This window comes from Dolichospermum sp. UHCC 0406 (assembly GCF_009712025.1).
GTDB classification, from domain to species: Bacteria; Cyanobacteriota; Cyanobacteriia; order Cyanobacteriales; family Nostocaceae; genus Dolichospermum; species Dolichospermum lemmermannii.
Genome location: NZ_VILA01000016.1, coordinates 1 through 20,591 on the forward strand (window position 1 = coordinate 1; position 20,591 = coordinate 20,591).

The 20,591-nt window shown below is 37.5% G+C and carries 27 protein-coding genes, 2 tRNA genes and 2 rRNA genes; 18 read left to right on the forward strand and 13 right to left on the reverse strand.

The window, feature by feature from the left end:
- The 4 genes from FJR09_RS14385 to FJR09_RS14400 form a co-directional block, all read left to right on the forward strand.
- Nucleotides 1-229 (forward strand): 23S ribosomal RNA (locus FJR09_RS14385); the annotation flags it as partial.
- Between the two features lie 123 nt (nt 230-352).
- Nucleotides 353-470, forward strand: a 5S ribosomal RNA gene (gene rrf / locus FJR09_RS14390).
- Nucleotides 471-639: 169 nt separating this feature from the next.
- On the forward strand, nt 640-1,287 hold the full coding sequence (locus FJR09_RS14395; RefSeq protein ID WP_015078846.1) for a hypothetical protein: 648 nt from the start codon (nt 640-642) through the stop codon (nt 1,285-1,287).
- A gap of 141 nt (nt 1,288-1,428) precedes the next feature.
- Entirely contained in the window at nt 1,429-2,559 is a 1,131-nt protein-coding gene (locus FJR09_RS14400; protein WP_168652694.1) for an aldo/keto reductase, read from the forward strand.
- Nucleotides 2,560-2,581: 22 nt separating this feature from the next.
- Here FJR09_RS14400 and FJR09_RS14405 read toward each other — a convergent pair whose 3' ends face one another.
- Nucleotides 2,582-4,462: a sodium:proton antiporter gene (locus FJR09_RS14405; RefSeq protein ID WP_168652693.1), complete on the reverse strand. Its 1,881-nt coding sequence runs from the start codon at nt 4,460-4,462 to the stop codon at nt 2,582-2,584.
- 276 nt (nt 4,463-4,738) lie between these two features.
- Here FJR09_RS14405 and FJR09_RS14410 point away from each other — a divergent pair.
- Together FJR09_RS14410 and FJR09_RS14415 are read left to right on the forward strand one after the other, a co-directional pair.
- Nucleotides 4,739-4,811: transfer RNA gene (locus FJR09_RS14410), tRNA-Glu, on the forward strand.
- A 396-nt stretch (nt 4,812-5,207) separates the two neighbouring features.
- Nucleotides 5,208-6,881 (forward strand): AarF/ABC1/UbiB kinase family protein, encoded by a 1,674-nt coding sequence (locus FJR09_RS14415; RefSeq protein ID WP_168652692.1) that lies wholly within the window; start codon nt 5,208-5,210, stop codon nt 6,879-6,881.
- A gap of 189 nt (nt 6,882-7,070) precedes the next feature.
- On the opposite strand, the gene FJR09_RS14420 is transcribed toward FJR09_RS14415, so the two are convergent.
- Complete coding sequence (locus FJR09_RS14420; RefSeq protein ID WP_015078842.1) at nt 7,071-7,406, reverse strand: ribbon-helix-helix domain-containing protein; 336 nt, start codon at nt 7,404-7,406, stop codon at nt 7,071-7,073.
- A 71-nt stretch (nt 7,407-7,477) separates the two neighbouring features.
- Here FJR09_RS14420 and FJR09_RS14425 point away from each other — a divergent pair, with 71 nt between their 5' ends.
- From FJR09_RS14425 to FJR09_RS14435, 3 genes are all read left to right on the forward strand, one after another.
- Nucleotides 7,478-7,705 (forward strand): hypothetical protein, encoded by a 228-nt coding sequence (locus FJR09_RS14425; protein ID WP_041457674.1) that lies wholly within the window; start codon nt 7,478-7,480, stop codon nt 7,703-7,705.
- 100 nt (nt 7,706-7,805) lie between these two features.
- Nucleotides 7,806-8,324 (forward strand): HNH endonuclease, encoded by a 519-nt coding sequence (locus tag FJR09_RS14430; RefSeq protein ID WP_148761764.1) that lies wholly within the window; start codon nt 7,806-7,808, stop codon nt 8,322-8,324.
- Between the two features lie 16 nt (nt 8,325-8,340).
- Nucleotides 8,341-8,730, forward strand: a complete 390-nt coding sequence (locus tag FJR09_RS14435) for an alr0857 family protein (RefSeq protein ID WP_168652691.1) — start codon at nt 8,341-8,343, stop codon at nt 8,728-8,730.
- 6 nt (nt 8,731-8,736) lie between these two features.
- On the opposite strand, the gene FJR09_RS14440 is transcribed toward FJR09_RS14435, so the two are convergent.
- On the reverse strand, nt 8,737-9,588 hold the full coding sequence (locus FJR09_RS14440; RefSeq protein ID WP_168652690.1) for a polysaccharide deacetylase family protein: 852 nt from the start codon (nt 9,586-9,588) through the stop codon (nt 8,737-8,739).
- 277 nt (nt 9,589-9,865) lie between these two features.
- Between FJR09_RS14440 and FJR09_RS14445 the strand changes: the two genes are divergently transcribed.
- The gene (locus tag FJR09_RS14445) at nt 9,866-10,633 is read left to right on the forward strand and encodes a ChaB family protein (protein ID WP_015078837.1); all 768 of its coding nucleotides are present in this window, start codon (nt 9,866-9,868) and stop codon (nt 10,631-10,633) included.
- A 217-nt stretch (nt 10,634-10,850) separates the two neighbouring features.
- Here the strand turns inward: FJR09_RS14445 and FJR09_RS14450 are convergent.
- Nucleotides 10,851-10,935 (reverse strand) — tRNA-Leu (locus tag FJR09_RS14450).
- 317 nt (nt 10,936-11,252) lie between these two features.
- On the opposite strand from FJR09_RS14450, the gene ndhL reads away from it, so the two are divergent.
- From ndhL to FJR09_RS14470, 4 genes are all read left to right on the forward strand, one after another.
- On the forward strand, nt 11,253-11,462 hold the full coding sequence (ndhL, locus tag FJR09_RS14455; RefSeq protein ID WP_080683924.1) for an NAD(P)H-quinone oxidoreductase subunit L: 210 nt from the start codon (nt 11,253-11,255) through the stop codon (nt 11,460-11,462).
- Between the two features lie 26 nt (nt 11,463-11,488).
- Nucleotides 11,489-11,800 (forward strand): DUF3007 family protein, encoded by a 312-nt coding sequence (locus tag FJR09_RS14460; RefSeq protein ID WP_015078835.1) that lies wholly within the window; start codon nt 11,489-11,491, stop codon nt 11,798-11,800.
- Between the two features lie 64 nt (nt 11,801-11,864).
- A complete protein-coding gene (gene trpA, locus FJR09_RS14465) occupies nt 11,865-12,668 on the forward strand; it encodes a tryptophan synthase subunit alpha (protein ID WP_015078834.1) in 804 nt (267 codons plus the stop codon).
- Nucleotides 12,669-12,907: 239 nt separating this feature from the next.
- The gene (locus FJR09_RS14470) at nt 12,908-13,576 is read left to right on the forward strand and encodes a hypothetical protein (RefSeq protein ID WP_015078833.1); all 669 of its coding nucleotides are present in this window, start codon (nt 12,908-12,910) and stop codon (nt 13,574-13,576) included.
- A gap of 119 nt (nt 13,577-13,695) precedes the next feature.
- On the opposite strand, the gene FJR09_RS14475 is transcribed toward FJR09_RS14470, so the two are convergent.
- The 8 genes from FJR09_RS14475 to FJR09_RS14510 form a co-directional block, all read right to left on the reverse strand.
- Nucleotides 13,696-13,899, reverse strand: a complete 204-nt coding sequence (locus FJR09_RS14475; protein ID WP_015078832.1) for a hypothetical protein — start codon at nt 13,897-13,899, stop codon at nt 13,696-13,698.
- 37 nt (nt 13,900-13,936) lie between these two features.
- Nucleotides 13,937-14,260 (reverse strand): DNA-binding protein, encoded by a 324-nt coding sequence (locus FJR09_RS14480; protein ID WP_015078831.1) that lies wholly within the window; start codon nt 14,258-14,260, stop codon nt 13,937-13,939.
- Nucleotides 14,229-14,576: a type II toxin-antitoxin system RelE/ParE family toxin gene (locus tag FJR09_RS14485; RefSeq protein WP_015078830.1), complete on the reverse strand. Its 348-nt coding sequence runs from the start codon at nt 14,574-14,576 to the stop codon at nt 14,229-14,231. Before FJR09_RS14485 ends, FJR09_RS14480 begins: the two co-directional genes overlap by 32 nt.
- A 98-nt stretch (nt 14,577-14,674) precedes the next feature.
- Nucleotides 14,675-14,842: a hypothetical protein gene (locus FJR09_RS14490; RefSeq protein ID WP_015078829.1), complete on the reverse strand. Its 168-nt coding sequence runs from the start codon at nt 14,840-14,842 to the stop codon at nt 14,675-14,677.
- A 373-nt stretch (nt 14,843-15,215) separates the two neighbouring features.
- Nucleotides 15,216-15,380, reverse strand: coding sequence for a hypothetical protein (locus FJR09_RS14495; RefSeq protein ID WP_162471189.1), 165 nt, complete (start codon nt 15,378-15,380; stop codon nt 15,216-15,218).
- A gap of 73 nt (nt 15,381-15,453) precedes the next feature.
- Nucleotides 15,454-15,666 carry a type II toxin-antitoxin system HicB family antitoxin gene (locus FJR09_RS14500; RefSeq protein WP_015078826.1) on the reverse strand — a complete coding sequence of 71 codons (213 nt, stop codon included), beginning with the start codon at nt 15,664-15,666 and terminating at the stop codon, nt 15,454-15,456.
- Nucleotides 15,666-15,857 (reverse strand): type II toxin-antitoxin system HicA family toxin, encoded by a 192-nt coding sequence (locus FJR09_RS14505; protein ID WP_041458241.1) that lies wholly within the window; start codon nt 15,855-15,857, stop codon nt 15,666-15,668. Before FJR09_RS14505 ends, FJR09_RS14500 begins: the two co-directional genes overlap by 1 nt.
- 65 nt (nt 15,858-15,922) lie before the next feature.
- The gene (locus FJR09_RS14510) at nt 15,923-16,891 is read right to left on the reverse strand and encodes a lipase family protein (RefSeq protein ID WP_168652689.1); all 969 of its coding nucleotides are present in this window, start codon (nt 16,889-16,891) and stop codon (nt 15,923-15,925) included.
- A 96-nt stretch (nt 16,892-16,987) separates the two neighbouring features.
- On the opposite strand from FJR09_RS14510, the gene FJR09_RS14515 reads away from it, so the two are divergent.
- Genes FJR09_RS14515 through FJR09_RS14530 form a run of 4 tightly spaced genes read left to right on the forward strand, consistent with a single transcriptional unit; the run spans nt 16,988 to nt 18,183 of the window.
- Nucleotides 16,988-17,200 (forward strand): hypothetical protein, encoded by a 213-nt coding sequence (locus tag FJR09_RS14515; protein WP_015078823.1) that lies wholly within the window; start codon nt 16,988-16,990, stop codon nt 17,198-17,200.
- A 58-nt stretch (nt 17,201-17,258) separates the two neighbouring features.
- Nucleotides 17,259-17,744, forward strand: coding sequence for a hypothetical protein (locus FJR09_RS14520; RefSeq protein WP_041458240.1), 486 nt, complete (start codon nt 17,259-17,261; stop codon nt 17,742-17,744).
- Complete coding sequence (locus tag FJR09_RS14525) at nt 17,731-17,925, forward strand: hypothetical protein (protein ID WP_168652688.1); 195 nt, start codon at nt 17,731-17,733, stop codon at nt 17,923-17,925. The genes FJR09_RS14520 and FJR09_RS14525 overlap by 14 nt, the downstream gene beginning before the upstream one ends.
- 54 nt (nt 17,926-17,979) lie before the next feature.
- Nucleotides 17,980-18,183 carry an element excision factor XisI family protein gene (locus FJR09_RS14530; protein ID WP_015078820.1) on the forward strand — a complete coding sequence of 68 codons (204 nt, stop codon included), beginning with the start codon at nt 17,980-17,982 and terminating at the stop codon, nt 18,181-18,183.
- A gap of 95 nt (nt 18,184-18,278) precedes the next feature.
- Here FJR09_RS14530 and FJR09_RS14535 read toward each other — a convergent pair whose 3' ends face one another.
- Entirely contained in the window at nt 18,279-20,570 is a 2,292-nt protein-coding gene (locus FJR09_RS14535; RefSeq protein ID WP_015078819.1) for a HEAT repeat domain-containing protein, read from the reverse strand.
- Nucleotides 20,571-20,591 lie beyond the last annotated feature (21 nt).

The following is a 20,591-nucleotide window of genomic DNA, read 5'->3' on the forward strand; positions in this document are numbered from 1 at the left end:
GGAACGCACCGCTGGTGTACCAGTTATTGTACCAACAGTAAACGCTGGGTAGCCAAGTGCGGAGAGGATAACCGCTGAAAGCATCTAAGTGGGAAGCCCACCTCAAGATGAGTACTCTCACTACGTTTTGTAGGTAAGGTCACGGGCAGAACACCCGTTAATAGGCTCTAAGTGGAAGTGCAGTAATGTATGAAGCTGAGGGGTACTAATAGACCGAGGGCTTGACCTCTATTCAATTTTGTGATTGTTGATTCTCGTTCTTTTTGCAGTCTTCAGGGTGATGAACACCCCCAGTTAGAATCTAAAATTATTCTTTAATTCTAAATTCTAAATTCTCAATTCTAAATTCTTTCCTGGTGTCTATGGCGCGGTGGAACCACACTGATCCCTTCCCGAACTCAGAGGTGAAACGCTGCTGCGGCGACGATAGTTGAGGGGTAGCCCTCCGTGAAAATAGCTCGATGCCAGGTTTATTATTTAACAACAATGCCCCTTCTATTCATTTAGAGGGGGTTTTGTTTTTGGGTTTAATTTTTTAGCGTTTATCTCCAGGTGTGTCAAAAAGTTAATTTAACAATTGCATTATGATTAGACAAATGTAATACTACTGTAAGTAAGCAGTATCAAAGGGGTTCTGTTATGGCTAATTGTCCTAATTGTGGTTCTGGTCACATCCAACTTAAACAGGAAACTGATGTAAATTGGGGAAATGCCATAGTCGGATATGCTTTATTTGGTGTTGTAGGTGCGGCAGTTGGGGCTGTTACAGGTGAAGATAGAAATGTCAATGCTTGTCTAGATTGTGGAACATCTTGGAAAGCTGAAGATTTATTTAGGCTTCTGCAAATTATTAAAGATTGCACAGGTGCAAAACTAAATTTAGCCCTATACCGTGACCGTGTATACCTGAATAAATTCATTTCTGAACTGAGTAGTTATTTAAAATCAATACCAGAGATAGAAGGAAAAGCTGATCAACTTATTGCTGATGCAACAGAACAAGGAAAAAAGAGAAAAGAAAATAATGATGCAAAATGGGGGTGCGGTTGTCTTGCTATTGGCTTAATATTAATAATTACTGTTTTTCAGGTTCCATTTTTTGCATTTCTGATTTTTTTGTTTGGACTTTTTTATGCAAAACTTCTGATGGACAATGAGAAACCTATTAAAGAAGAAAATGATAAACTAATTCAAAATGCTAAAAATGAAGCAGTGATCATGAAGCGTGAAGCTGAAAAAAGACTTAATGCAAAAATAAAAAGTTTTATGGATAATAATCCCTTCTAACTCAATATTCAGACAAAAAAAATTATGAACAACAAAATATCCAACTTCTGACAGTATGCTGGTTTTTGCGGGCATTGCCCACCCTACACTACTTTTTATTGATATATCTTCAATCAATTAGATAAGTCCTAGTTACCTGCTATGCAATATCGTCGTTTTGGTAAAACTAATTTACATCTTTCTGTTTTTTCCTTGGGAACAATGCGCTATTTAACTGATAGTGAAAATGTCCAACAGACCATTGAAAAAGCTTTATCTTTAGGAATTAATCATTTAGAAACAGCTAGAGGTTATGGTGATAGTGAAGCATATTTGGGTAAAGCTATAAAAGCTGGTTTATCAGTACCCCGTAATCAAATTTATATTACTACTAAAATTCCCCCAACACCAGATGCTGACACTATGCGTCGGTATATTGATGAATCTTTAAATCGCTTGAATTTAGATTATCTGGATTGTTTAGGAATTCATGGATTAAATACTTGGCAACATTTAGAATGGGTACAATCTAAAAACGGTTGTATGCAAGCAGTAGAGGAAGCTATTAATGATGGGAGAGTGCGACATATTGGGTTTTCTACTCACGGTTCATTAGATGTAATTTTAGCAGCTATAAATACAGATTTTTTTGAATTTGTTAATCTTCATTATTACTATTTTTTTCAACATAATGCCCCTGCGATTCAGTTAGCGACAGAGAAAGATATGGGCGTTTTTATTATTTCTCCTGCTGATAAAGGCGGAAAATTATATACTCCACCCCAAACATTAAAAGAACTCTGTTATCCATTCACACCATTAAATTTAAATTATCGTTTTTTGCTAAGTGATAACCGCATTAATACTTTGAGTATAGGACCAGCAAAACCAGAAGAGTTAGTAATATATCCAGAACTTTTTGATCCTCCAAATGAATTAACTAAAGCTGAAATTGATATTTTCAAAAAATTAGAAAATCAGCAAAATGATGTTTTACTAACTGATAAATGTAGTCAATGTTATGATTGTTTACCTTGCCCAGAAAATATTCATATTCCCGAAGTTTTAAGATTACGAAATTTAGCCCTAGCTTATGATATGAAAGATTATGGAGAATACCGTTATGGAATGTTTGAAAATGCCGGTCATTGGTTTCCAGGTATGAAAGCTAACCGTTGCACAGAATGTGGTGATTGTTTGCCCAAATGTCCAGAAAATTTAGATATTCCTACTTTGCTAAAAGATACCCATGAAAGATTGCAGGGGAAAGCAGGAAGAAGATTATGGGGATAAATCCAAAATCTAAAATCTAAAGTTATTTAACTTTTACTTCTTCAACTTCTGCTAATGTTTCCATAGTTAGCGGTGTAGACTGACTAGCACCAGAAAGAAGTTTTAAAAGATTAGGACGGGAATCATATAATAGATAGATAATGCGATCGCCTATTTCCCATTCTTGAGTAGCCGACATTACCTGTAAACGTTCTTGTCTTTCTAACAACAGTGGTACTAAAATCCCATCTCGAATTTTTTCTTGTATATGTTCTTGTTGAGAGTCAAATTCTGCCGCATTTAATGTAGTTGTTCCCAATTTCACCTGTCCATTCATCAAATATTCATTCCAAGTTTTTACTGGTAAATCAGAGACAAAAGCTTGATCAACTTTACTATTCTCCGAAGGAGATCCTTGAGGATGTCGGGGGAATATAGCTAAAACACGGGGAGGATTAAATTCCTCAGCAGCCCGTTGAGCTAAAACAAAATTCACTTCACCATTACTGGTAATGGCTAAAAAAGTCCCCATCGAACCAATACCAGCTTCTTCCAGTATTTCCCCATCTAAAGCACTACTAGCAATCACTCGGAGATTTTGGGCTTCAGCTTGGGCTAACCGTTCCGGGTCAGTATCAATCATCACTACAGTTTCTCCCCGTTCTTGAAAAAAGCGGGCAATTAACAGACCCAAGGGATTACAACCCACAATTACCGCCCCAGTTGCATCTTTAGAGGTAATTCGTAACCATTTAACCAACCAGCCAGCGGTTAAACCTTGGCAAAAAACCGTCATGATAATTGTCAAAAAGACTAAAGCTTTAATCGAATCACCACCATTAATGCCCCTCTGTGTCAGTAAAATCGCAAATAAAGACGCTACAGAGGCGGAAACTATGCCTCTGGGTGCAACCCAACTTAAAAATAGTTTCTGTCGCCAATTCAGATCACTATTCCAAGTACACAAAATAATGTTAATGGGGCGAACGACAAACATTAACACCAAAACGGTGAATAAACTCCCCCAACCTAAAGCCAAGACACTGGCAATGGATAAATCAGCCGCTAGGAGGATGAATAATACAGAAACGCTGAGAATTGTCAGTTGATTTTTAAAGCTTCGCAATAACCGCTCTTCGGGAACTGAAGAATTAGCAAACACCGCACCTGCTACCACTGTGGTCATAATTCCCGATTCAGAGCGAATCATTTGCGCTAGGGCAAACAACACCCATAAAACTGCCAGTACAACCAGATTTTTCAGTTCAAAGGAAATGAAATTGGCGCGTTTAAACATCCAACTCATTAAATATCCACCAACGCCACCAATGCCCGCACCCACAGCGAAACGTAAAATTAGACCAATAATGGCATTAATGGGGTCTGTATCACCGTTTAAAATCGTATCCAGGACAACGTAAGCCAGGATAGCTCCCACTGGATCTATTAAAACTCCTTCTCCTTCTAATAGCGTTGCTACTTGTCTATCTACGTTAATTTGTTGAATTAATGGACCAATTACGGTCGGTCCGGTGACAACAACAATGGACGCATAAAGAACTGCTATATTCCAGGGAAATTCGCCTAGCCAGTGGGCGGCAAGACTTCCCCCTAGTAGGGTGATCAGGGTTCCCAGGGTGACGAGTAACTGGAGACTGAGGGAAACTTTGCCCAACTCCTGCCGATCTAATTTGAGTCCACCTTCAAACAAAATGATTGCTGTTGCTAGGGAAACAATCACTTCCAATCCTGTGCCTAGTAAATGCGGTTGTAATATTCCCAGCCCGTCTTTACCTAAAAGGATGCCTAAGAGGAGTAGTAAGACGATGCTGGGTAGTTTGAAATATGCAGCCATTACCTGGGCGCTAATGCCTGCAAAAACAGTGATCACCATCTGGAGGGTGATTTCAAAAGGTGCTTCCATATTGTAGATTTTGAGCCATTGATTTCAAAATCCTCTCTAAAGAATCATAAATATTAACTTTACAGAAATATAGTGGCAAGTTTGAACGCCCTGTAGCAGAAACTAGAAATTTCTCAAGAATTTATTGTTTTTTACAAAAGGACAGGGTTAATAGTCCAGAAATATTCCCCCTGCTCCTTACTTTGTGGCTTCTTCACCTCCTCTAAAAAAATCTTTCCAAAACCTCTTGACATTCTCAAAAAAACCCGCTATATTATTAAAAGTGAAGAGAAACAAGCCCCCATCGTCTAGAGGCCTAGGACACCTCCCTTTCACGGAGGTAACAGGGATTCGAATTCCCTTGGGGGTATTATAAAAGGGATAGAGGAAGAATTTTTCTTTTTCTGTCCCTTTGATGTTTTTATGATTCCTATGTTGGAATATTTACAAGATTTAATTTTGTTATACTCAATACGGCTCAATAGGTAGTAGGGGTTTAGCACTGCTAAACCCTTACACATTCAAGTTTTTTGTAATCTTGCAAAAGTCCATTTCCCAACAGTGTTTAGTATGGACTATTGTGTCAATTGCTTGTATATACCACAGGCTAATTACTACACGATTAGTTTACAAATCTTCATTGAGACGGTGTTTAATAATTTATACTATGCAGTGTAATCATTCAGGAGCTAGGAAAGAAATAGCCAACAATTACCGCTATATTATAAACAATTAATCATGGAAACATCAAATTTTGTTTATATTTATGATGGCAAAGTCTAAAAAGTTTCGTTGGCAAAAAACTAAATATTCTACCTTAGCCCGAAAAATAGACATTTTCAGGGCTGCGGCTAAATTTATGTTATTTCTGTGGTGGGATAGTATTTTTCCTCAAGATTCTTTAGAACATAAGAAAAACCGCGCTACTTGGTTGGTGAATACTTTAATTGATTTAGGTGCTACTTTTATTAAAATTGGTCAAACTTTGTCCACTCGTGCCGATTTATTGCCCTTAGAATATATAGAAGCTTTGGGAACTTTACAGGATCAAGTTCCGGCTTTTAGTAGTCAAGAGGCAATTAATATGATTGAATTAGAATTAGGTAAACCTCTACAATTTATCTATAAAGAATTTGAATTTAATCCTTTGGCTGCTGCTAGTTTAGGTCAAGTTCATAAAGCGACATTATACTCTAACGAAGAGGTGGTTGTTAAAGTTCAACGTCCGGGTTTAGAGGCTTTATTTAATTTAGATTTTAAAATATTATTACAGTTAATTAAGTTTTGCAATAAATATTTTGCTGGGGTAAGAAAGTATAATTTACAATCAATTTACAATGAGTTCTTTGATTTGTTATTTCAAGAAATTGATTATATTCAAGAGGGTAAAAATTCTGATAAATTCAGAGAGAATTTTCATGGATATCCGCGAATTATTGTCCCTAAAGTCTATTGGCAATATACGACAACGAAGATATTAACTTTAGAATATAAACCGGGAATTAAAATTAATGATAAAGCGGCTTTGGAAGCCTGCGGAATTAATATTCATCAGGTAAATGAAACGGGGATTTGTTGTTATTTAAAGCAACTATTACAAGATGGTTTTTTCCAAGTTGATCCCCATCCAGGGAATATGGCAGTCAATCCAGATGGTAGTATTATCTTCTATGATTTTGGCATGATGGCAGAAATCGGAATTTTGGATAAAGATCAAATGATTAAAACCTTTTTTGCTATTTTAAAAAAGGATAGTAATGAGGTTGTAAATACTTTAATGAGTATGGGATTACTTGAACCTGTCCCAGATATGACTCCAGTAAAAAGATTAGTCACATTTTTATTAGATAAATTCACCGATAAACCTTTAGATATTAAAGCATTGAGTGAGGTAAAAATTGAACTTTATGAAATGTTTGAACAGCAACCATTTCGCTTACCTGCTCAAATGACATTTATTTTAAAAGCTATAACTACATTAGATGGTATTGCCAGGACTTTAGAGCCTCAATATAATCCTACAGTATTATCCCAGGCATTTATCAAAAGTCTGGCAGTCACAAAAAGTAAAGGAAGTACAATTGCTCAATTAAGCCATCAAGCTAGGGATTTTATTCAATATCAACTGACAAAACCGAATAAAACCGAAGTTTTAGTTAAGAAATTAGAGGAAAGAATTGAAAGGGGAGAGTTACAACTAAGAGTTAAAAATGTTGAAAGCGATCGCATATTAGGACGAATTTATCTAGCCATCAAAACATTAATTTATGCTTGTTTAACAGGGTTTAGTCTGTTGATAGGGTTAATTTTGATCATCGTCAAGTATCATAATTGGGCGATCGCAATTTTTTGTGTATGTGCTTTTTGTCTATATTTATTAGTTAAATCGTTAATGAAATTAGCAGTGATAGAGAAAATAGAAAAAATGGGCAAAAAGTAGCTAAGTAAGGATTCAGGTCTAACGTCTTCCGTAATTCCTCTATAATTAACCCGGAAATCTCAGGCTTTGCATCCGAATTAACACGGGAAACCTGAATTAATCCAGGAAATTGTCTTAAATAAATCTAAAAATTAGTATTTTACCCAGTTACTAAGGTAGCGTCTGGGTAAAATTAACTAAAATTACCGACTAATCAACCAAACTCTCAAGACTCAGAGGAACCATATCACCATTCCTCGTCAGTCCCAATAACATTGACTGTTGTGATGCAATTAATTTACCTGTGAGGACACAACGCTCATCTTGTTGGGCTACAGCAGCAATACTAGCACGAATATCAGATTTAGAAAAACGCGGTTTCCACTCACCTGATTTTTGCTGGATATAATTCCAGAGAATATCTCGAATTAGAGACTGATATCCCTGATTACCAGCGATATCTTTAAGTTTCTCCTTGAGTTTCCGTTCTAGACGAATACTGGTAACTTCCATATCAGTTGTTGGGGTGCGTGTAATGGTCTGCATGATTTTTTCTCCTTATAGGTATAGACAGGATAGTAATACAAGTGTAGTATGTTTAAAGGAATGTTCAATAGGTGAAATTTTCTGTGAAATCCATTTATCCCATCTCTACCTCTTCACAAGCAACCAAACGCCTCGGCAGTTGGGAATTTGCTGCTGCGGACGTGGAGAATTTATTTATGGGCAAGGATAGCCAACATCAAGGGCAAAGAACAAAAGGCAATTATGATTTTAAATATCCCAGCATGAATTTGCTGAATACAAAACCACAAATAGAGATCAAACGCGGGAGGTACAGGTAAAGAAATGCTGTACCAAAATAAGACGAAAACCATCAGGTCAATTGTTAACCCCCGCAGCGTCTAAGACAGAAGCGGGGGTTTTTTTATAAGGAGTTAGGCTGTGACAAGCGCAATCCAAGTATTAGAGCAATCTGTAGTCGTGTTTTCCCAGAATTACTTACCACTGTGTCGGATAAATATCAAGCGGGCGATAGTGTTGCTAGTCAGCAATAAAGCCGAACCATTAGAATTTTCGACAGAAGACGGTTGGTTAATTCACTCATCTCGATTTGTGCTGTCTGTACCCAAGCACATCCGCTTAACAATTGCTGCTACGGAACGAATGTGGAAAATTCCGCCAGTCAATCGTCGGGAGGTTTTACGACGAGATCATAGCAGTTGTCAATATTGCGGTACTAACAAACATCTCACCCTAGATCATGTTATCCCCCGATCTAAAGGTGGCCGACATACTTGGGATAACGTAGTCATAGCCTGCGAAAAATGTAACTCTCGCAAAGGCAATAAAACACCCGCTGAAGCTGGAATGCCTTTGCGGAAATTACCGAAAGCACCTATTCACCCAACGGTGATATTTGCTGAGAAGTTTTGGAATGATATGCAAGCAAACCTGGAATAACAGGAGAGCAAAAGGAATGCTGAAATTAACTTACACCAATAACAGTTTTTATTTAGAGTGTCTCACTCAATCTCTCGAAGAATGGGTAGCGCAAAGAGTGATTTTGGCACTGCGTGTCAGTCAAACTTTGCGGATTGAACCCACCACAGCTTCCGTTTTGCTACCTCTTAATTTGCCAGGAGTAGAAAGACTAAAAGCCGAAGTAAATCGCCATGATAGTGAAATTATGGGCTTATGTAACTGTGATCCTGAATACTTAGAAGTTACCCTCGATGGTTCTTGGTTATCTGATGGTAATGATGATGCTGTCGGTGTATTTGTCACCACCATGAGCTATAGCACGGAGTTTTTTTTGTATAAACTTTGGCAAGAGTCTCAAATTTGTGCTTCTGTGGTCACTGAGTAAGGATGATCATGGCTGCATTTCTAAAAGTTCAGGAACTGTAACAAATCGGTAGCCTTGCTGTTTGAGTCCGCTGACGATTGCTGGCAAGGCTTTGACTGTTCTTTCCCGATTTCCGCCACCATCGTGCATTAACACAATAGAACCGGGTTTAGCATCTCTGATCACATTTTTCACAAATACTTGATATTTTGCCCGCGGATCGGTGTCTGCTGAAGTCACTGACCACATAACAACGGAGTTTTTCTGACTTTTAGCATAAGCAGCTAATCCGTTGTTTAAATAGCCTCCAGGGGGACGGAAAAATGATGTTTTGACACCTGTTGTTTTATAAATAAGGTCATTTGTTTTTTCAATTTCACTTTTAGCTGTGGCTTCATCCATCTTTCGATACCAATGATGCCAAGTATGATTACCAATAGCATGGCCTTCAGCTACAACTCGTTTAGCAATTTCGGGATTTTCTTGTAAGGCACTTCCTACCCAAAAGAATGTAGCTTTTACATTATTTCGTTTGAGGATATCTAACATTTCTGCGGTGGTTTTTGGCCAGGGACCATCATCAATAGTTAAAGCAATTACTTTCTCTTTATTGCTGGGTTCAACTTTATAGATAGTTTTTGCTTGATATTTAGCTGGGACAGTAAAATCTAGGTTTTCAACTTTAGTTAGTAGTTGTGATTTGGGATTAATTTGATTAGTCGGAATGGCAACTTTTAAGGGTTCGCTATTGGTTTTTAATTGGCGTGGATTTGGGATGTTAGTACAAGCTGTAAAAGACAATGCTATTGCGGCAATAGCAATTACTTTTAGTCTTTTATTGTGGTTATTTGTGGGAAAGGAATTATAATTTTTGGGCATAAAGTTCTGTGATATATTCTCCAGGTTGGGAAATTGAAATCTTCCAGAATTAATAAAAAACTTAGTTGGGTAAGGATTTGACTAAATCGGCAGTTAGAAACTGCATTTACAAAAGTCATCAAACGCGGGGTTTCGCAACTTCTAGGATTTTTTTATTGGGATGAGATTTATCTATTGAATATTACAGCCAATTCTCTCTAAAGATTGATTAAGAAAATATTTAATTCAATTAGTATTTATAGGCACAGTCAATCATCACAGTAAAATGAGTGGACAAATGTCAGAAACATATCAAGCAGAGCGTACCATCTCATCTATATTTAAAGAACAGAAACAAATTGATGATGTAATTCATCGGTTACTAGATAGAGGCGTTTCCAGCGATTATATATCTGTTTTGGGGAGAAATTTTCAATCAGAAACCAGAATTGCTGGCTTTATTACTAAGCGGGATGTAATTTTGGGAGGATTAAGAACTGGGGCGATTTTTGGTTCTTTATTTGGTTCTTTCCTTAGTTTATTAACTGGGGTCGGTGTATTATTTATTCCCTTTGTTGGTCCAATTGTGGCAGCAGGTCCGATTGGAGCGATATTATTAGGGGCCGCAAGTGGAGCGCTCGCTGGTAGTGCTGGGGCAGGTTTGGTATCAGTTCTTACTGCCTTGGGGATGTCAGAAGACAAAGCTACGGTTTATCAAACCCGCTTAGAAGCTGGTGAATTTTTATTAATGATCGAAGTCCCGATCAATCGGAGTGGCGAATTTCAATTACTATTGGAAAGTTCAGGTGGTGAAGAAATTAATATCATTGGCAAAACACTACCTCATCCTTGTCCTGGAAAATGCAAAAATTCAGATGATTTATCTCCTGAAGTTCGCACCCATCTTTCACCAGAAGCTCAGAATATATTCATTGAACGCTATAATACTGCACTGAATGATAATATGGACAAGCTTACATCTGAACAAATGGCTTGGGATGAAGTTCATAAGCGATTTGATGAAGATGAAAATGGCGTTTGGTCAAAAGTTAAAGTTTTGCGATAGGATGTTCTTCTAAGAGAATTCCACAAAAAAGATGATCCAATTTTGTGGGATGGGCATCTTGCCCGTCCTTGTGTTGTTAGCGGGCAAGATGCCCGCACCACAAGAGATTTTGGGATATTTTTTTAATTGGAAGTCTCTAATTAGAAGTTCCTAAAATCTTTAAATACAAAAACGCACCAAATCAAAAGACTTGGTGCATTTTCGATTAATTTTTAGATGGGAGCGGGGGGGCTCGAACCCCCACGACCGTTTAAGGTCAACGGATTTTAAGTCCGTAGCGTCTACCATTCCGCCACGCTCCCGTAAGGTTATTTACTGTTTTTGAGGCAGTATTCACCCGCTTGTCTGTTATACCACTAATTGCTTTTTTTTGGCAAGTAGATTTTAAAATTTTATTTGCTAACGCTAATATTTGACATTTAGCACTGAAACAAAATTTTAAGTTAGCCATTTAGCTCACGCTTGATGACTGGAAAACACTATATCACAAGTTTCGATTTTTGGGCAATTTATTTTTGGGGGATGGAAAATAACAGAATTACCGATTTCCTCAAACCAGCCATTGGGCATATCATGGGAAGTGAATGCACCAAATATAGTTCAAATTGCGGTAAGGAATATGGTTGTAGCACTACTGTATCTGAGTTTGGCTGGCGCTTATTTGCTGGTAATCCCCATTGCTGTCTTTTTCTACTTGAGTTTAAGATGGTATACCTGTGGTTCTGTGGAACGGGTGTTTATGTACTTTTTAGTGTTCTTTTTCTTTCCGGGGTTGCTAGTTCTCTCCCCGTTTGTGAATTTGAACCCCCGTCCGCGAAAAATTGCTTAAATTAAGATTGGTAGGTCATAATTCTCATGCGACGTATTGACGCGATTGGTATTGGCTTCGGCGTTTTTGTCGCCGGTGGCTTGGCTTATGTGGGTTTGCAAGTAGTAGGTTTAGATAGTCAGAATGCTGGTATCTGGAGTCAAGTTTTCTTGATTGCTGGCTTAATTGGCTGGTTATGCACCTATCTTTTCCGCGCGATGGGGAATAAAATGACCTACCATCAACAACGGGAAGCTTATGAAACGGCTTTTTTGCAAAAGCGTCTGGATGAACTTTCTCCGGAAGAATTAGCTAAACTGCAAGCGAAGATTGAAGAGGAAAAAGAATCTCAGGTTTAGGGTTATTATTGTTCAGTGGTTTGTTGACAAATGACCACTGACCACTAACTACTGACTAGGTGAAATGACTGCTATTTCTCGTTGCTTTGAAAATTTGAGACGGAATCAAGAGTGCGCGTTGATTCCCTTTATTACGGCTGGTGATCCAGATTTAGAAACTACTGCTAAGGCTTTGCAGGTTCTCGATAATTCTGGGGCTGATATTATTGAGTTGGGTGTCCCCTATTCTGATCCTTTGGCTGATGGTCCGGTGATTCAGGCTGCGGCTACTCGCGCTTTGGCACGGGGGACCACTTTAGAGCAGGTGTTAGAGATGCTCAAGGGGATTAGTCCGAGTTTGCGATCGCCAATTATTTTATTTACCTATTACAATCCGATTTTATATCGAGGTGTTGATAAGTTCTTGGGGCAAATTAAAGATGCTGGGGTAGCAGGTTTAGTTGTGCCTGATTTGCCTTTGGAAGAGTCAGCAGGACTCATTAAACCAGCGGCGGAGATGGGAATAGATTTAACCTTATTGGTAGCTCCTACGAGTTCTCCTGAAAGAATAGAAGCGATCGCTCGCGCTTCCCAGGGATTTATTTATTTGGTCAGTGTTACTGGTGTCACGGGAATACGAACCCAAATGCAAACGCGAGTTGGTGATTTACTCCAACAAATTCGCAATGTTACAGATAAACCCATCGGTGTCGGGTTTGGGATTTCTGATCCTGAACAGGCGCGACAAGTGAAAGCATGGGGCGCAGATGCAGCAATTGTGGGTAGTGCCATTGTGAAACGACTGGCAGAAGGTACACCAGAGCAGGGATTAGATGCGATCGCTCAATTTTGCCAAAGTCTCAAGATAGCTATCAAAAATCCCTCTTAAACCCAAGGGAGAAATTGCCAAACAGTGTATTTTTTTGTTATTTTTTAGTGGACAATTTGACTATGATCGTCTTAAATAATAACAGCATATCTTAGGATAGACAAAAAAACTAACTAATACACTGGTTTATCTTGACCCTTAACTTAAATATACTATCAAAGTAGGCAAAAAATTATGCGTGTGAGAGTGTGTCAGTCACAACTGAGTTACTGTTCTGTAGTATTTGAGGGGTAACAGCAATGAGCGAAAGTATGGCATTTATTGGCGGAGTCGCGGTGGCTGGGTTAGCGGCTTTAGTCTTGCTGAAAGGAACAAATACCCCAATCCCATCGAATTTTGGTGTTAGCCCCCAAATGCCAGGGACAGTTATGGCTCCCCAGGTAATGCAGTATCCTCCCAATTACGGGCAACCTGCCTATTTTAATCAACCCACAACTACTCAACCCCCAACTGCTCCTAATTCTGATCAGCGTCTAGAAATGGAAAAGCTGAAAATGAATATGCAGCTAGAGAAGTTGAAAGCTGACAATGAACAACTCAAGTTACAAAACCAACAATTCCAGGTACAAGCTCAAAGCTTTACTCAACGGGAGTGGCAATTAGCACAACAAGCTAATCAACAAAAAATGGCGACATCATTACAACAACCTGAACAAAATAATTGGTGGTCTTCACCCATGCTTTGGGCTGTGGGTGGTGCGACATTGACCATTGGTGGGGGTGTTGTGGTGGCTGGTGTTCTTTCTTTGTTTGCACCAAAACAGCGGGGTACTCGGACCGTCCAGGTGATTCATCCCTACAATGGACAAGCACCATCTTTAAATCCTGTCCGTCGGGCTGAGTTTTTACCTTCCTCGCGGATGGAATCTAGAAGGGTAGAAACGGCAGAATACGACGAAATGCAATAAGTTGTTGGGCTGAATAGTTTAGACATTGAGACGGCAAAAAACCAAAAATCAGAATGCAATTAGTGGGGTTAAGTATTAAACTCCACTTTTTGGTATTTCTGAGGGTAAAACAAACTGCATTAAAATCTTCGACCTTGAGCTATATCTTGTTTACCTCTTTCAAAAGATGCGATAAAACCAGGAATATCAAGTAGTTCTTGGGTAGCTAATTCGCTTTCTTTATCTGCTAGATAAGCTAAAAATTCGGCAACTATTTTTAAATTATCTGGAGATAGCTTTTCTAAGTTGTAGTTTATTTCTTGACGCAGTTGTGAGGTGTTCATAATGTTAATTATGGTTTTTTACTATTTTATAACAGATTTATTCTTTAGGTACTAAAGCAATACGATAACCCAAAGCATCTAAAAATTCAATTAAGGTGTAAATTTCATTTCCGGCATTTTCTGATAATAATTGATCAAGTTTTTCATAACGTTCTTTGGCTATTTCTGAGAGATTATTAGCCAATATTCTCGCCTCAATAATATCTTTTAAACCAGCCCTAAGTAATTCTGGTTCACGTCCTTCTTCATCTAATTCTAAAAAAACTGCTAGATAAGCTGTAGCGTGTTCTTCATTTTGAAGAGAGGAAATGAGATAATCATGGTAACTGCTAGTTAGTGGTATTTTTACTTCTGTTGTCATAATCTCTCCAGTATTGTTTAGCTGTTAATATATCTTGTTCTTGGGTACTTTTATCTCCACCACAAAGAATTATTACTATTTTTGACCCAATTTGTCCAAAATAGATCCGGTAGCCTGGTCCATAGTCAATTTTTAGTTCACAGACTCCTTCTCCAACTGTGCGGTAGTTTCCTAAATTACCTAACCTAACTCGTTCGAGTCTTTTTTCTATTTTAACTATAGCTTGCATATCTTTGAGATCATCAAGCCATTCTGCAAATAGGTTTTTTCCATCTGGTGTGATATAGTTTTGTACTTCTCTTGGTTGTGCTTCCACTTTTGGTTTGTTAATACTGCATAAATTAGTTTACTGGAAATTGTTTTTTCTGTGTAGAGAGTGGAAGGTAAAGTAATTTGCTAATTAACTGCATCAATTCATACATTATCTTTTTCTGCATCATGCAAATTAGAAATATAAGCTGGAAGTTTACCAAAATTAATTCTTTCTACATATTTAATGGCGCGATGTTCCTCTAATGAGGTTTGAATTAAAGTATTTATTAACAACCGAAATTTATTAACATCTGCTTGAGATAATTTCATGAAGCTAGTGGTCTGTCAAGCTAAAAATTGTGAGATTGAGGGAAAATAGAGAGGCTATTAACTGTAAACCTCATCCATAAATAGAAATTTGATAGACCACTAGTTATAGTTATAGATACCCATTACTGTCAATTTAACGTAAAACCGATATTCCAACTGGGAATGAATTCCCAGTCTCATAGCAAAAGTCATCTAAAGATGACTAAATAACCAAAAAATTTTTAACTTTTTGAGTTTACTTTAGTAAACTTTAGCTATTAGCCTGTAACTTCAGTTACAGGCGGGTTAAGAAGCAAATCAGATAAGCTATCTGTTATAAATATAATAGTTGCTAATCCAATGATCTGGTTAGCAGAAGCTACCAATGATATAGCTAATGGTACAGAAATTCAATTGCTTTTCTATGTTTAATTGTGGTAGTTTCTGTATTATCTAATGGTTGGACAACTACCAATACTTCTACAGATTTATCTTTAAAATCTGTATGGGTTTGAATTTGCAATATACCATCTGTACCGATATGCGCCAGCAATTTCATTGTTTCCATTTTTTACCACCATTCTTAGGGACAGGTTGCCAATTTCCGTATTTATTCATATCTATATTACTACTTAAATTAAAACTTCAACTTCCTGAGCGATACTTGTAGGTTGAGGAATTGGTAAACCTAACTCTATTAAACCTTCTATATGAAATTCTATGGATTCTACAATCATTTGTTGAACTTCTGCTAATGTTTCAGCCACGGCTATACAACCGGGTAAGTCGGGAACATAAGCACCATAACTGGTATTTCCTTTTTCAATTACTACTGTATAACGCATTATTCGTCCTCCAATTGAGCTTGTCTCCAAATACTTTTTAGTGTACCAATGGGTACGTCAATATTAGGTTTACCGGAAACTGTAACAGTACCAAGTTTATGAGGATGTTGAAACTGACGATGACTTCCTCTAGTTCTTGCTAAATACCAACCATCAGCTTCTAGTCGCTGAATCACTATTCTTACTTTCATATTAACATCTATTTGTACAGGTGAAATTTCTGTTATGGATTTTCTCATCTTTCATCATCTCTATTTTAATCTTCATCATCATGCAAACTAGAAATATAAGGTGGAAGTTTACCAAAACTAATTCTTTCTACATATTTAATGGCACGATGTTCCTCTAATGAGGTTTGAATTAAGGTGTTTATTAACAAGCGAAATTTATTAATATCTGCTTGAGACGGTGATTTTAATTGTGTAGCTAGTAAACTGGAAATTTGCAATATCAATTGAAGATTAGGTAAGTTAGTTTCGGTTTGTTCAATGATTTCATACTTTTTATTAAGACAATATTCATTACCTATATGAGAATAATCAGCCAGTGTTTTTAATAGTTCTGGTTTCCAATTAATAATTACTTGTTTGATTCCTGGGATTTTATTTAATAAAACAGTGATGATTTTCGGTAAATCAGGAATGAAATCACCGATATTTCTAAATCTATAGATGGGAGTATCCAAAATTAATTCTATTGTACTAACTGGTGGTGCGCCAAATATATAAGTTTCTAATGTATAAGGTGCAATAGGTTTTAATTCAGTTTCACTAATTCGTTTAGTAATTAATGTAGCCGCAGCACCGCCTAAACTATGTCCGGTTACGAAAATATTTTTATTGGCGTTTTCTTGTCTTTGGATAAAGTCTTGTAATTGTTGCCAAAAACTTTTAACATAAAGATTAAAACCGGAGTGAATTGCTTCTGAATTGGGGAATGCTAGTAAGTTAAAGAAGTAATCATCTAATCTTTCTGTACCTCTAATAGCAATGACAATATCATTTTCTGTGGATAGGAGTAAACCACAACAAACTAATTCATCCGTATCACTTAAAGGACGTGGTGCTGAGATAAATTCTATGGTTTGATATGGTGGGAAAAATGATGGAGAACCTGTTTTCAGGATATCGCTAACTATATCATTTCCTTGTTTATAGGCGACGTAAGCGAGTTGAGAAATACAAGCCATTTCTAGGGTGCGTTGTCTGTCGGTGGATGTTTTCATGTTGGTTAAAGAAGTAAATGTTTGATTTTATTTGTGCAAAATAGATATGGTAGCTCAATCTATTGTATAATCAACTATGTAGCTCGCTGATAAAATATGCAAGATACCCTAACCATTGCCATTACTCCAGAACTTAAAGCAGCACTTTTAGAAATTACCCAAACTGAAGGTATATCTGCTGATAGTTTAGTCGGTAAAGCTATTGAGGACTACATCTTTACCCACAAATTCCGCGCATTGCGTTCTGACTTGATGCAAAAGAATGAAACAGTTTACACAGATGAGGAAATTTTTGAGCTAATTTCATGAAGCTAGTTATAGATACTAATAATTAATGATAATTTTTGTAAAACAATGTTCTAAAAATATGAATAAACAATATAGAATATATTTAGATGTTTGTTGTCTTAATCGTCCTTTTGACGACCAAACTCAATGGCGAATTAGGCTAGAAACTGAAGCAATTTTAGAAATTATCAATCATTGTCTATCTGGAAAATGGCAATTAGTCAGTAGCACAGCTTTAGAATTAGAAATCGCCAGAACTCCAGATATAAGCAGAAGAGAACAAGTACAAAAAGTCTTAACAATAGCTCATGATAAGATTTTAGTCACAGAAGAAATTACTCGACGAGCGATAGAATTAACAACCTTTAATATTAAAAATTTTGATGCTTTTCATCTGGCTTGTGCTGAAAATAACGCTGATATTTTCTTGACCACTGATAGTCGTCTATTGTCAAAATCATTAAGCTATAAGGATAATATAAATATAATAGTTGCTAATCCAATGATCTGGTTGGCAGAAGCTACTAATAATATTGTACAAGGAGGAGAAAATGACCCCAATTGAACTATATAGAAAAGGATTTAAAGCTCTCGTAGATGCTTTAGGATATGTTGACGCTATCAGGTTTATTCGTCAATTTGACAATGGTAGTGGAGACTATACAGAAGAACGTCATCAATGGTTAGATCAGGTAACAATGGATGAAATACTAGCCAATATTAAGAAACATCAAGAAACTATCTAGGGAAAAGAGATCAATAGGTTTTAATTTTTGATTCTTTAACCCAGGAGATGTTTTATGGAAAGAATAAATTACTCGCAAATTATTCAAGATATTTTAAGCAATCATTCTACCAATGATATTGCAAATGGTACAGAAATTCAATTGCTTTTTGATACGCAACGTCATCATTATCAAGTATTAAATATTGGTTGGAAACAACAAATTAGAACCTATGGAGTACGGAAATTGGTATTGATCCTAAAAAGAACGATATTGTAGGGGTTTAGCAATGCTAAACCCCTACGAGAAATATGGGTTTTAGGACTATACATATTTAAAGTTTCCTGTCAATGCGTAACTCCTATAATTGATAATTAAGCAGTTGGTTTTCGCCGAACTTGCGATAATTTAACCCAGAGAAATGGGAAGAAGATAATGCAAATTAATCCTCCTGTTGCTAAAGGATTTTTTGCCAGCCATGCTAATATTTTATCTAGTAAGCGTGATTCTCTGGTTTTTTTCAGATTATTAAGAGAGCGATTTATAGAGGCTATTTGAGAATCTAATTTTAATTTTTTATCCTGAGTACCTTTTAAAGCTGGGAGAGCTTTTTCTAAATCTGATATGACTTGATCTAAATCTGCAATAGGCATGGTGGCAGATTTGTTTTCATAGTTTTCACCTATTACCTTCAGAGCAGCAGCAGCCTCTTTACGAGCGTATTCAGTGTATTTATCCTGATCCTTGAATGGTTCTATCAAAGGAGGAATAAGCCCTTTTATTTCCCCTCCCATATTCACCAGGGCAGCGGCAGCATTGAAGCGAACCTTGCTATCATTATCTTTCAAAGCTCCTATTAATGCAGGAACAGCCGTTTTCGCTTCTGCTCCTATCTTTCCCAAGGCTTCAGCAGCGTCGGAGCGAACCCAGGCATGGTTATCTTTCAAAGCTCCTATTAATGCAGGAACGGCCGCTTTTGCTTCCTCTCCTATACTTCCCAAAGCACCAGCAGCGTCGGAGCGAATATTTTCATATTTGTCCTTTAATGCTTCTATTAAGATAGGAACAGCCGCTTTTGCTTTCTCTCCTATTGCCGATAGGGCAATAGCAGCCCATTTGCGAACTTCTGCATCGTTGTCCTGCAATGCTTCTATCAAGCTAGGAACAGCCGCTTTCGCTTTCCCTCTCATTTGCCCTAATGCAGCAGCAGCAGTTGAGCGAACGTCTTTATCATTATCTTTCAACGCTTCTATCAAGGCGGGAACAATGACTTTGGATTCTCCTTCAATTCCAATAATCGTCAGGACATGAACAGCATTACGACGAACCTCTTTATTCTTGTTATTCAAAGCTTCAATTAAGGCAGGAACAGCATTAACTTCCTTTTTGATACTCACTAGGGCATAAATAGTGTTGGAGCTAACAGATGGATCATTATCTTTCAACGCTTCTATTAAGGCGGGGAAGGCAGCTTTGCCTTCTCCTCTCATTTTCCCTAATGCCGCAGCAGCAGTTGAGCGAACGTCTTTATCATTATCTTTCAATGCTTCAATTAAGGCAGGAACAACAACTTTGGCTTCCTTTTTTATTGTACCCAGAACATCAGCAGCAACACGACGAACGTCTTTATCATTATCCTTCAAAGCTTTAATTAAGACAGGAACAATAGGTTTAACGTCCCCTTTGATATCACCCAGAGCAGCAAGAGCGTAGATACGAACGTATTTATCATTGTTCTTCAAAGCTTCTATCAAAGCAGGAACAACATTAACTTGAATTTCCCCTTTTATGTTCCTTAGAGCATCAAGAACTTTGATGCGAAATCCTGCATTGTTGTCTTTCAAAGCTTCTATTAATGTAGGAACAGCCGTTTTCGCTTCTGCTCCTATCTTCCCCAAGGCATCAGCAGCTTGAAAGCGAATCCAGACATCGTTATCTTTCAAAGCTTCTATTAATGTAGGAACAACAACTTTGGCTTCCCCTCCTATCGCCAGCAAGGCAGCAGCAGCAGTTGAGCGAACGTCTTTATCATTATCTTTCAAAGCTCCTATTAATGCAGGAACAGCCGTTTTCGCTTCTACTCCCATCCTTCCCAAAGCTTCAGCAGCGCCGGAGCGAACCGTGCTATAATTATCCTTCAAAGCTCCTATCAAAGTAGGAACAGCAGTTTTTGCTTCTGGTCCTATGCTTCCCAATGCTTTAGCAGCACCTCTGCGAACCCAGGCATCATTGTCTCTCAAAGCTGTGATTAAAGCAGGGATAGCAGTTTTCGCTTCCACTCCTATATTCCCTAAAGCTTTAGCAGCACCGGAGCGAACCGTGCTATCATTATCCTTTAAAGCTTCAATTAAAGCAGGAACAGCCGTTTTTGCTTCTGCTCCTATATTCCCTAAAGCATAAGCAGCACCAATACGAAGGGTTGAATTGTTGTCTTTTAAAGCTACAATCAGTGCAGGTATAGCTTCTGCTCCTATTTTTTTAAGTTCACCAGCAGCATAGTAACGAATATTTCCATCATTGAACCTTAACTGTTGGATATAGGTAGATATTTCTGCTTCTCTGCTGGTTTGCGCCAATGCTTTATTCGTCGGTACTACAGACAACCATAAGCAAGAGAAAGAAACTGCACTTACAGCTAATAATCTTTTCAACTTTCTCTTGCTCATTAGTTTGCCTCACTGTAGTAA

Bases quoted from the DNA above. Each gene is read 5' to 3' on its own strand.
- FJR09_RS14395 (WP_015078846.1), top strand. From the start codon at position 640: ATGGCTAATTGTCCTAATTGTGGTTCTGGTCACATCCAACTTAAACAG.
- FJR09_RS14400 (WP_168652694.1), top strand. From the start codon at position 1,429: ATGCAATATCGTCGTTTTGGTAAAACTAATTTACATCTTTCTGTTTTT.
- FJR09_RS14405 (WP_168652693.1), bottom strand. From the start codon at position 4,462: ATGGAAGCACCTTTTGAAATCACCCTCCAGATGGTGATCACTGTTTTT.
- FJR09_RS14415 (WP_168652692.1), top strand. From the start codon at position 5,208: ATGATGGCAAAGTCTAAAAAGTTTCGTTGGCAAAAAACTAAATATTCT.
- FJR09_RS14420 (WP_015078842.1), bottom strand. From the start codon at position 7,406: ATGCAGACCATTACACGCACCCCAACAACTGATATGGAAGTTACCAGT.
- FJR09_RS14435 (WP_168652691.1), top strand. From the start codon at position 8,341: ATGCTGAAATTAACTTACACCAATAACAGTTTTTATTTAGAGTGTCTC.
- FJR09_RS14440 (WP_168652690.1), bottom strand. From the start codon at position 9,588: ATGCCCAAAAATTATAATTCCTTTCCCACAAATAACCACAATAAAAGA.
- FJR09_RS14445 (WP_015078837.1), top strand. From the start codon at position 9,866: ATGTCAGAAACATATCAAGCAGAGCGTACCATCTCATCTATATTTAAA.
- ndhL (WP_080683924.1), top strand. From the start codon at position 11,253: ATGGTTGTAGCACTACTGTATCTGAGTTTGGCTGGCGCTTATTTGCTG.
- FJR09_RS14460 (WP_015078835.1), top strand. From the start codon at position 11,489: ATGCGACGTATTGACGCGATTGGTATTGGCTTCGGCGTTTTTGTCGCC.
- trpA (WP_015078834.1), top strand. From the start codon at position 11,865: ATGACTGCTATTTCTCGTTGCTTTGAAAATTTGAGACGGAATCAAGAG.
- FJR09_RS14470 (WP_015078833.1), top strand. From the start codon at position 12,908: ATGAGCGAAAGTATGGCATTTATTGGCGGAGTCGCGGTGGCTGGGTTA.
- FJR09_RS14475 (WP_015078832.1), bottom strand. From the start codon at position 13,899: ATGAACACCTCACAACTGCGTCAAGAAATAAACTACAACTTAGAAAAG.
- FJR09_RS14480 (WP_015078831.1), bottom strand. From the start codon at position 14,260: ATGACAACAGAAGTAAAAATACCACTAACTAGCAGTTACCATGATTAT.
- FJR09_RS14490 (WP_015078829.1), bottom strand. From the start codon at position 14,842: ATGAAATTATCTCAAGCAGATGTTAATAAATTTCGGTTGTTAATAAAT.
- FJR09_RS14495 (WP_162471189.1), bottom strand. From the start codon at position 15,380: ATGAAATTGCTGGCGCATATCGGTACAGATGGTATATTGCAAATTCAA.
- FJR09_RS14500 (WP_015078826.1), bottom strand. From the start codon at position 15,666: ATGCGTTATACAGTAGTAATTGAAAAAGGAAATACCAGTTATGGTGCT.
- FJR09_RS14505 (WP_041458241.1), bottom strand. From the start codon at position 15,857: ATGAAAGTAAGAATAGTGATTCAGCGACTAGAAGCTGATGGTTGGTAT.
- FJR09_RS14510 (WP_168652689.1), bottom strand. From the start codon at position 16,891: ATGAAAACATCCACCGACAGACAACGCACCCTAGAAATGGCTTGTATT.
- FJR09_RS14515 (WP_015078823.1), top strand. From the start codon at position 16,988: ATGCAAGATACCCTAACCATTGCCATTACTCCAGAACTTAAAGCAGCA.
- FJR09_RS14520 (WP_041458240.1), top strand. From the start codon at position 17,259: ATGAATAAACAATATAGAATATATTTAGATGTTTGTTGTCTTAATCGT.
- FJR09_RS14525 (WP_168652688.1), top strand. From the start codon at position 17,731: ATGACCCCAATTGAACTATATAGAAAAGGATTTAAAGCTCTCGTAGAT.
- FJR09_RS14530 (WP_015078820.1), top strand. From the start codon at position 17,980: ATGGAAAGAATAAATTACTCGCAAATTATTCAAGATATTTTAAGCAAT.
- FJR09_RS14535 (WP_015078819.1), bottom strand. From the start codon at position 20,570: ATGAGCAAGAGAAAGTTGAAAAGATTATTAGCTGTAAGTGCAGTTTCT.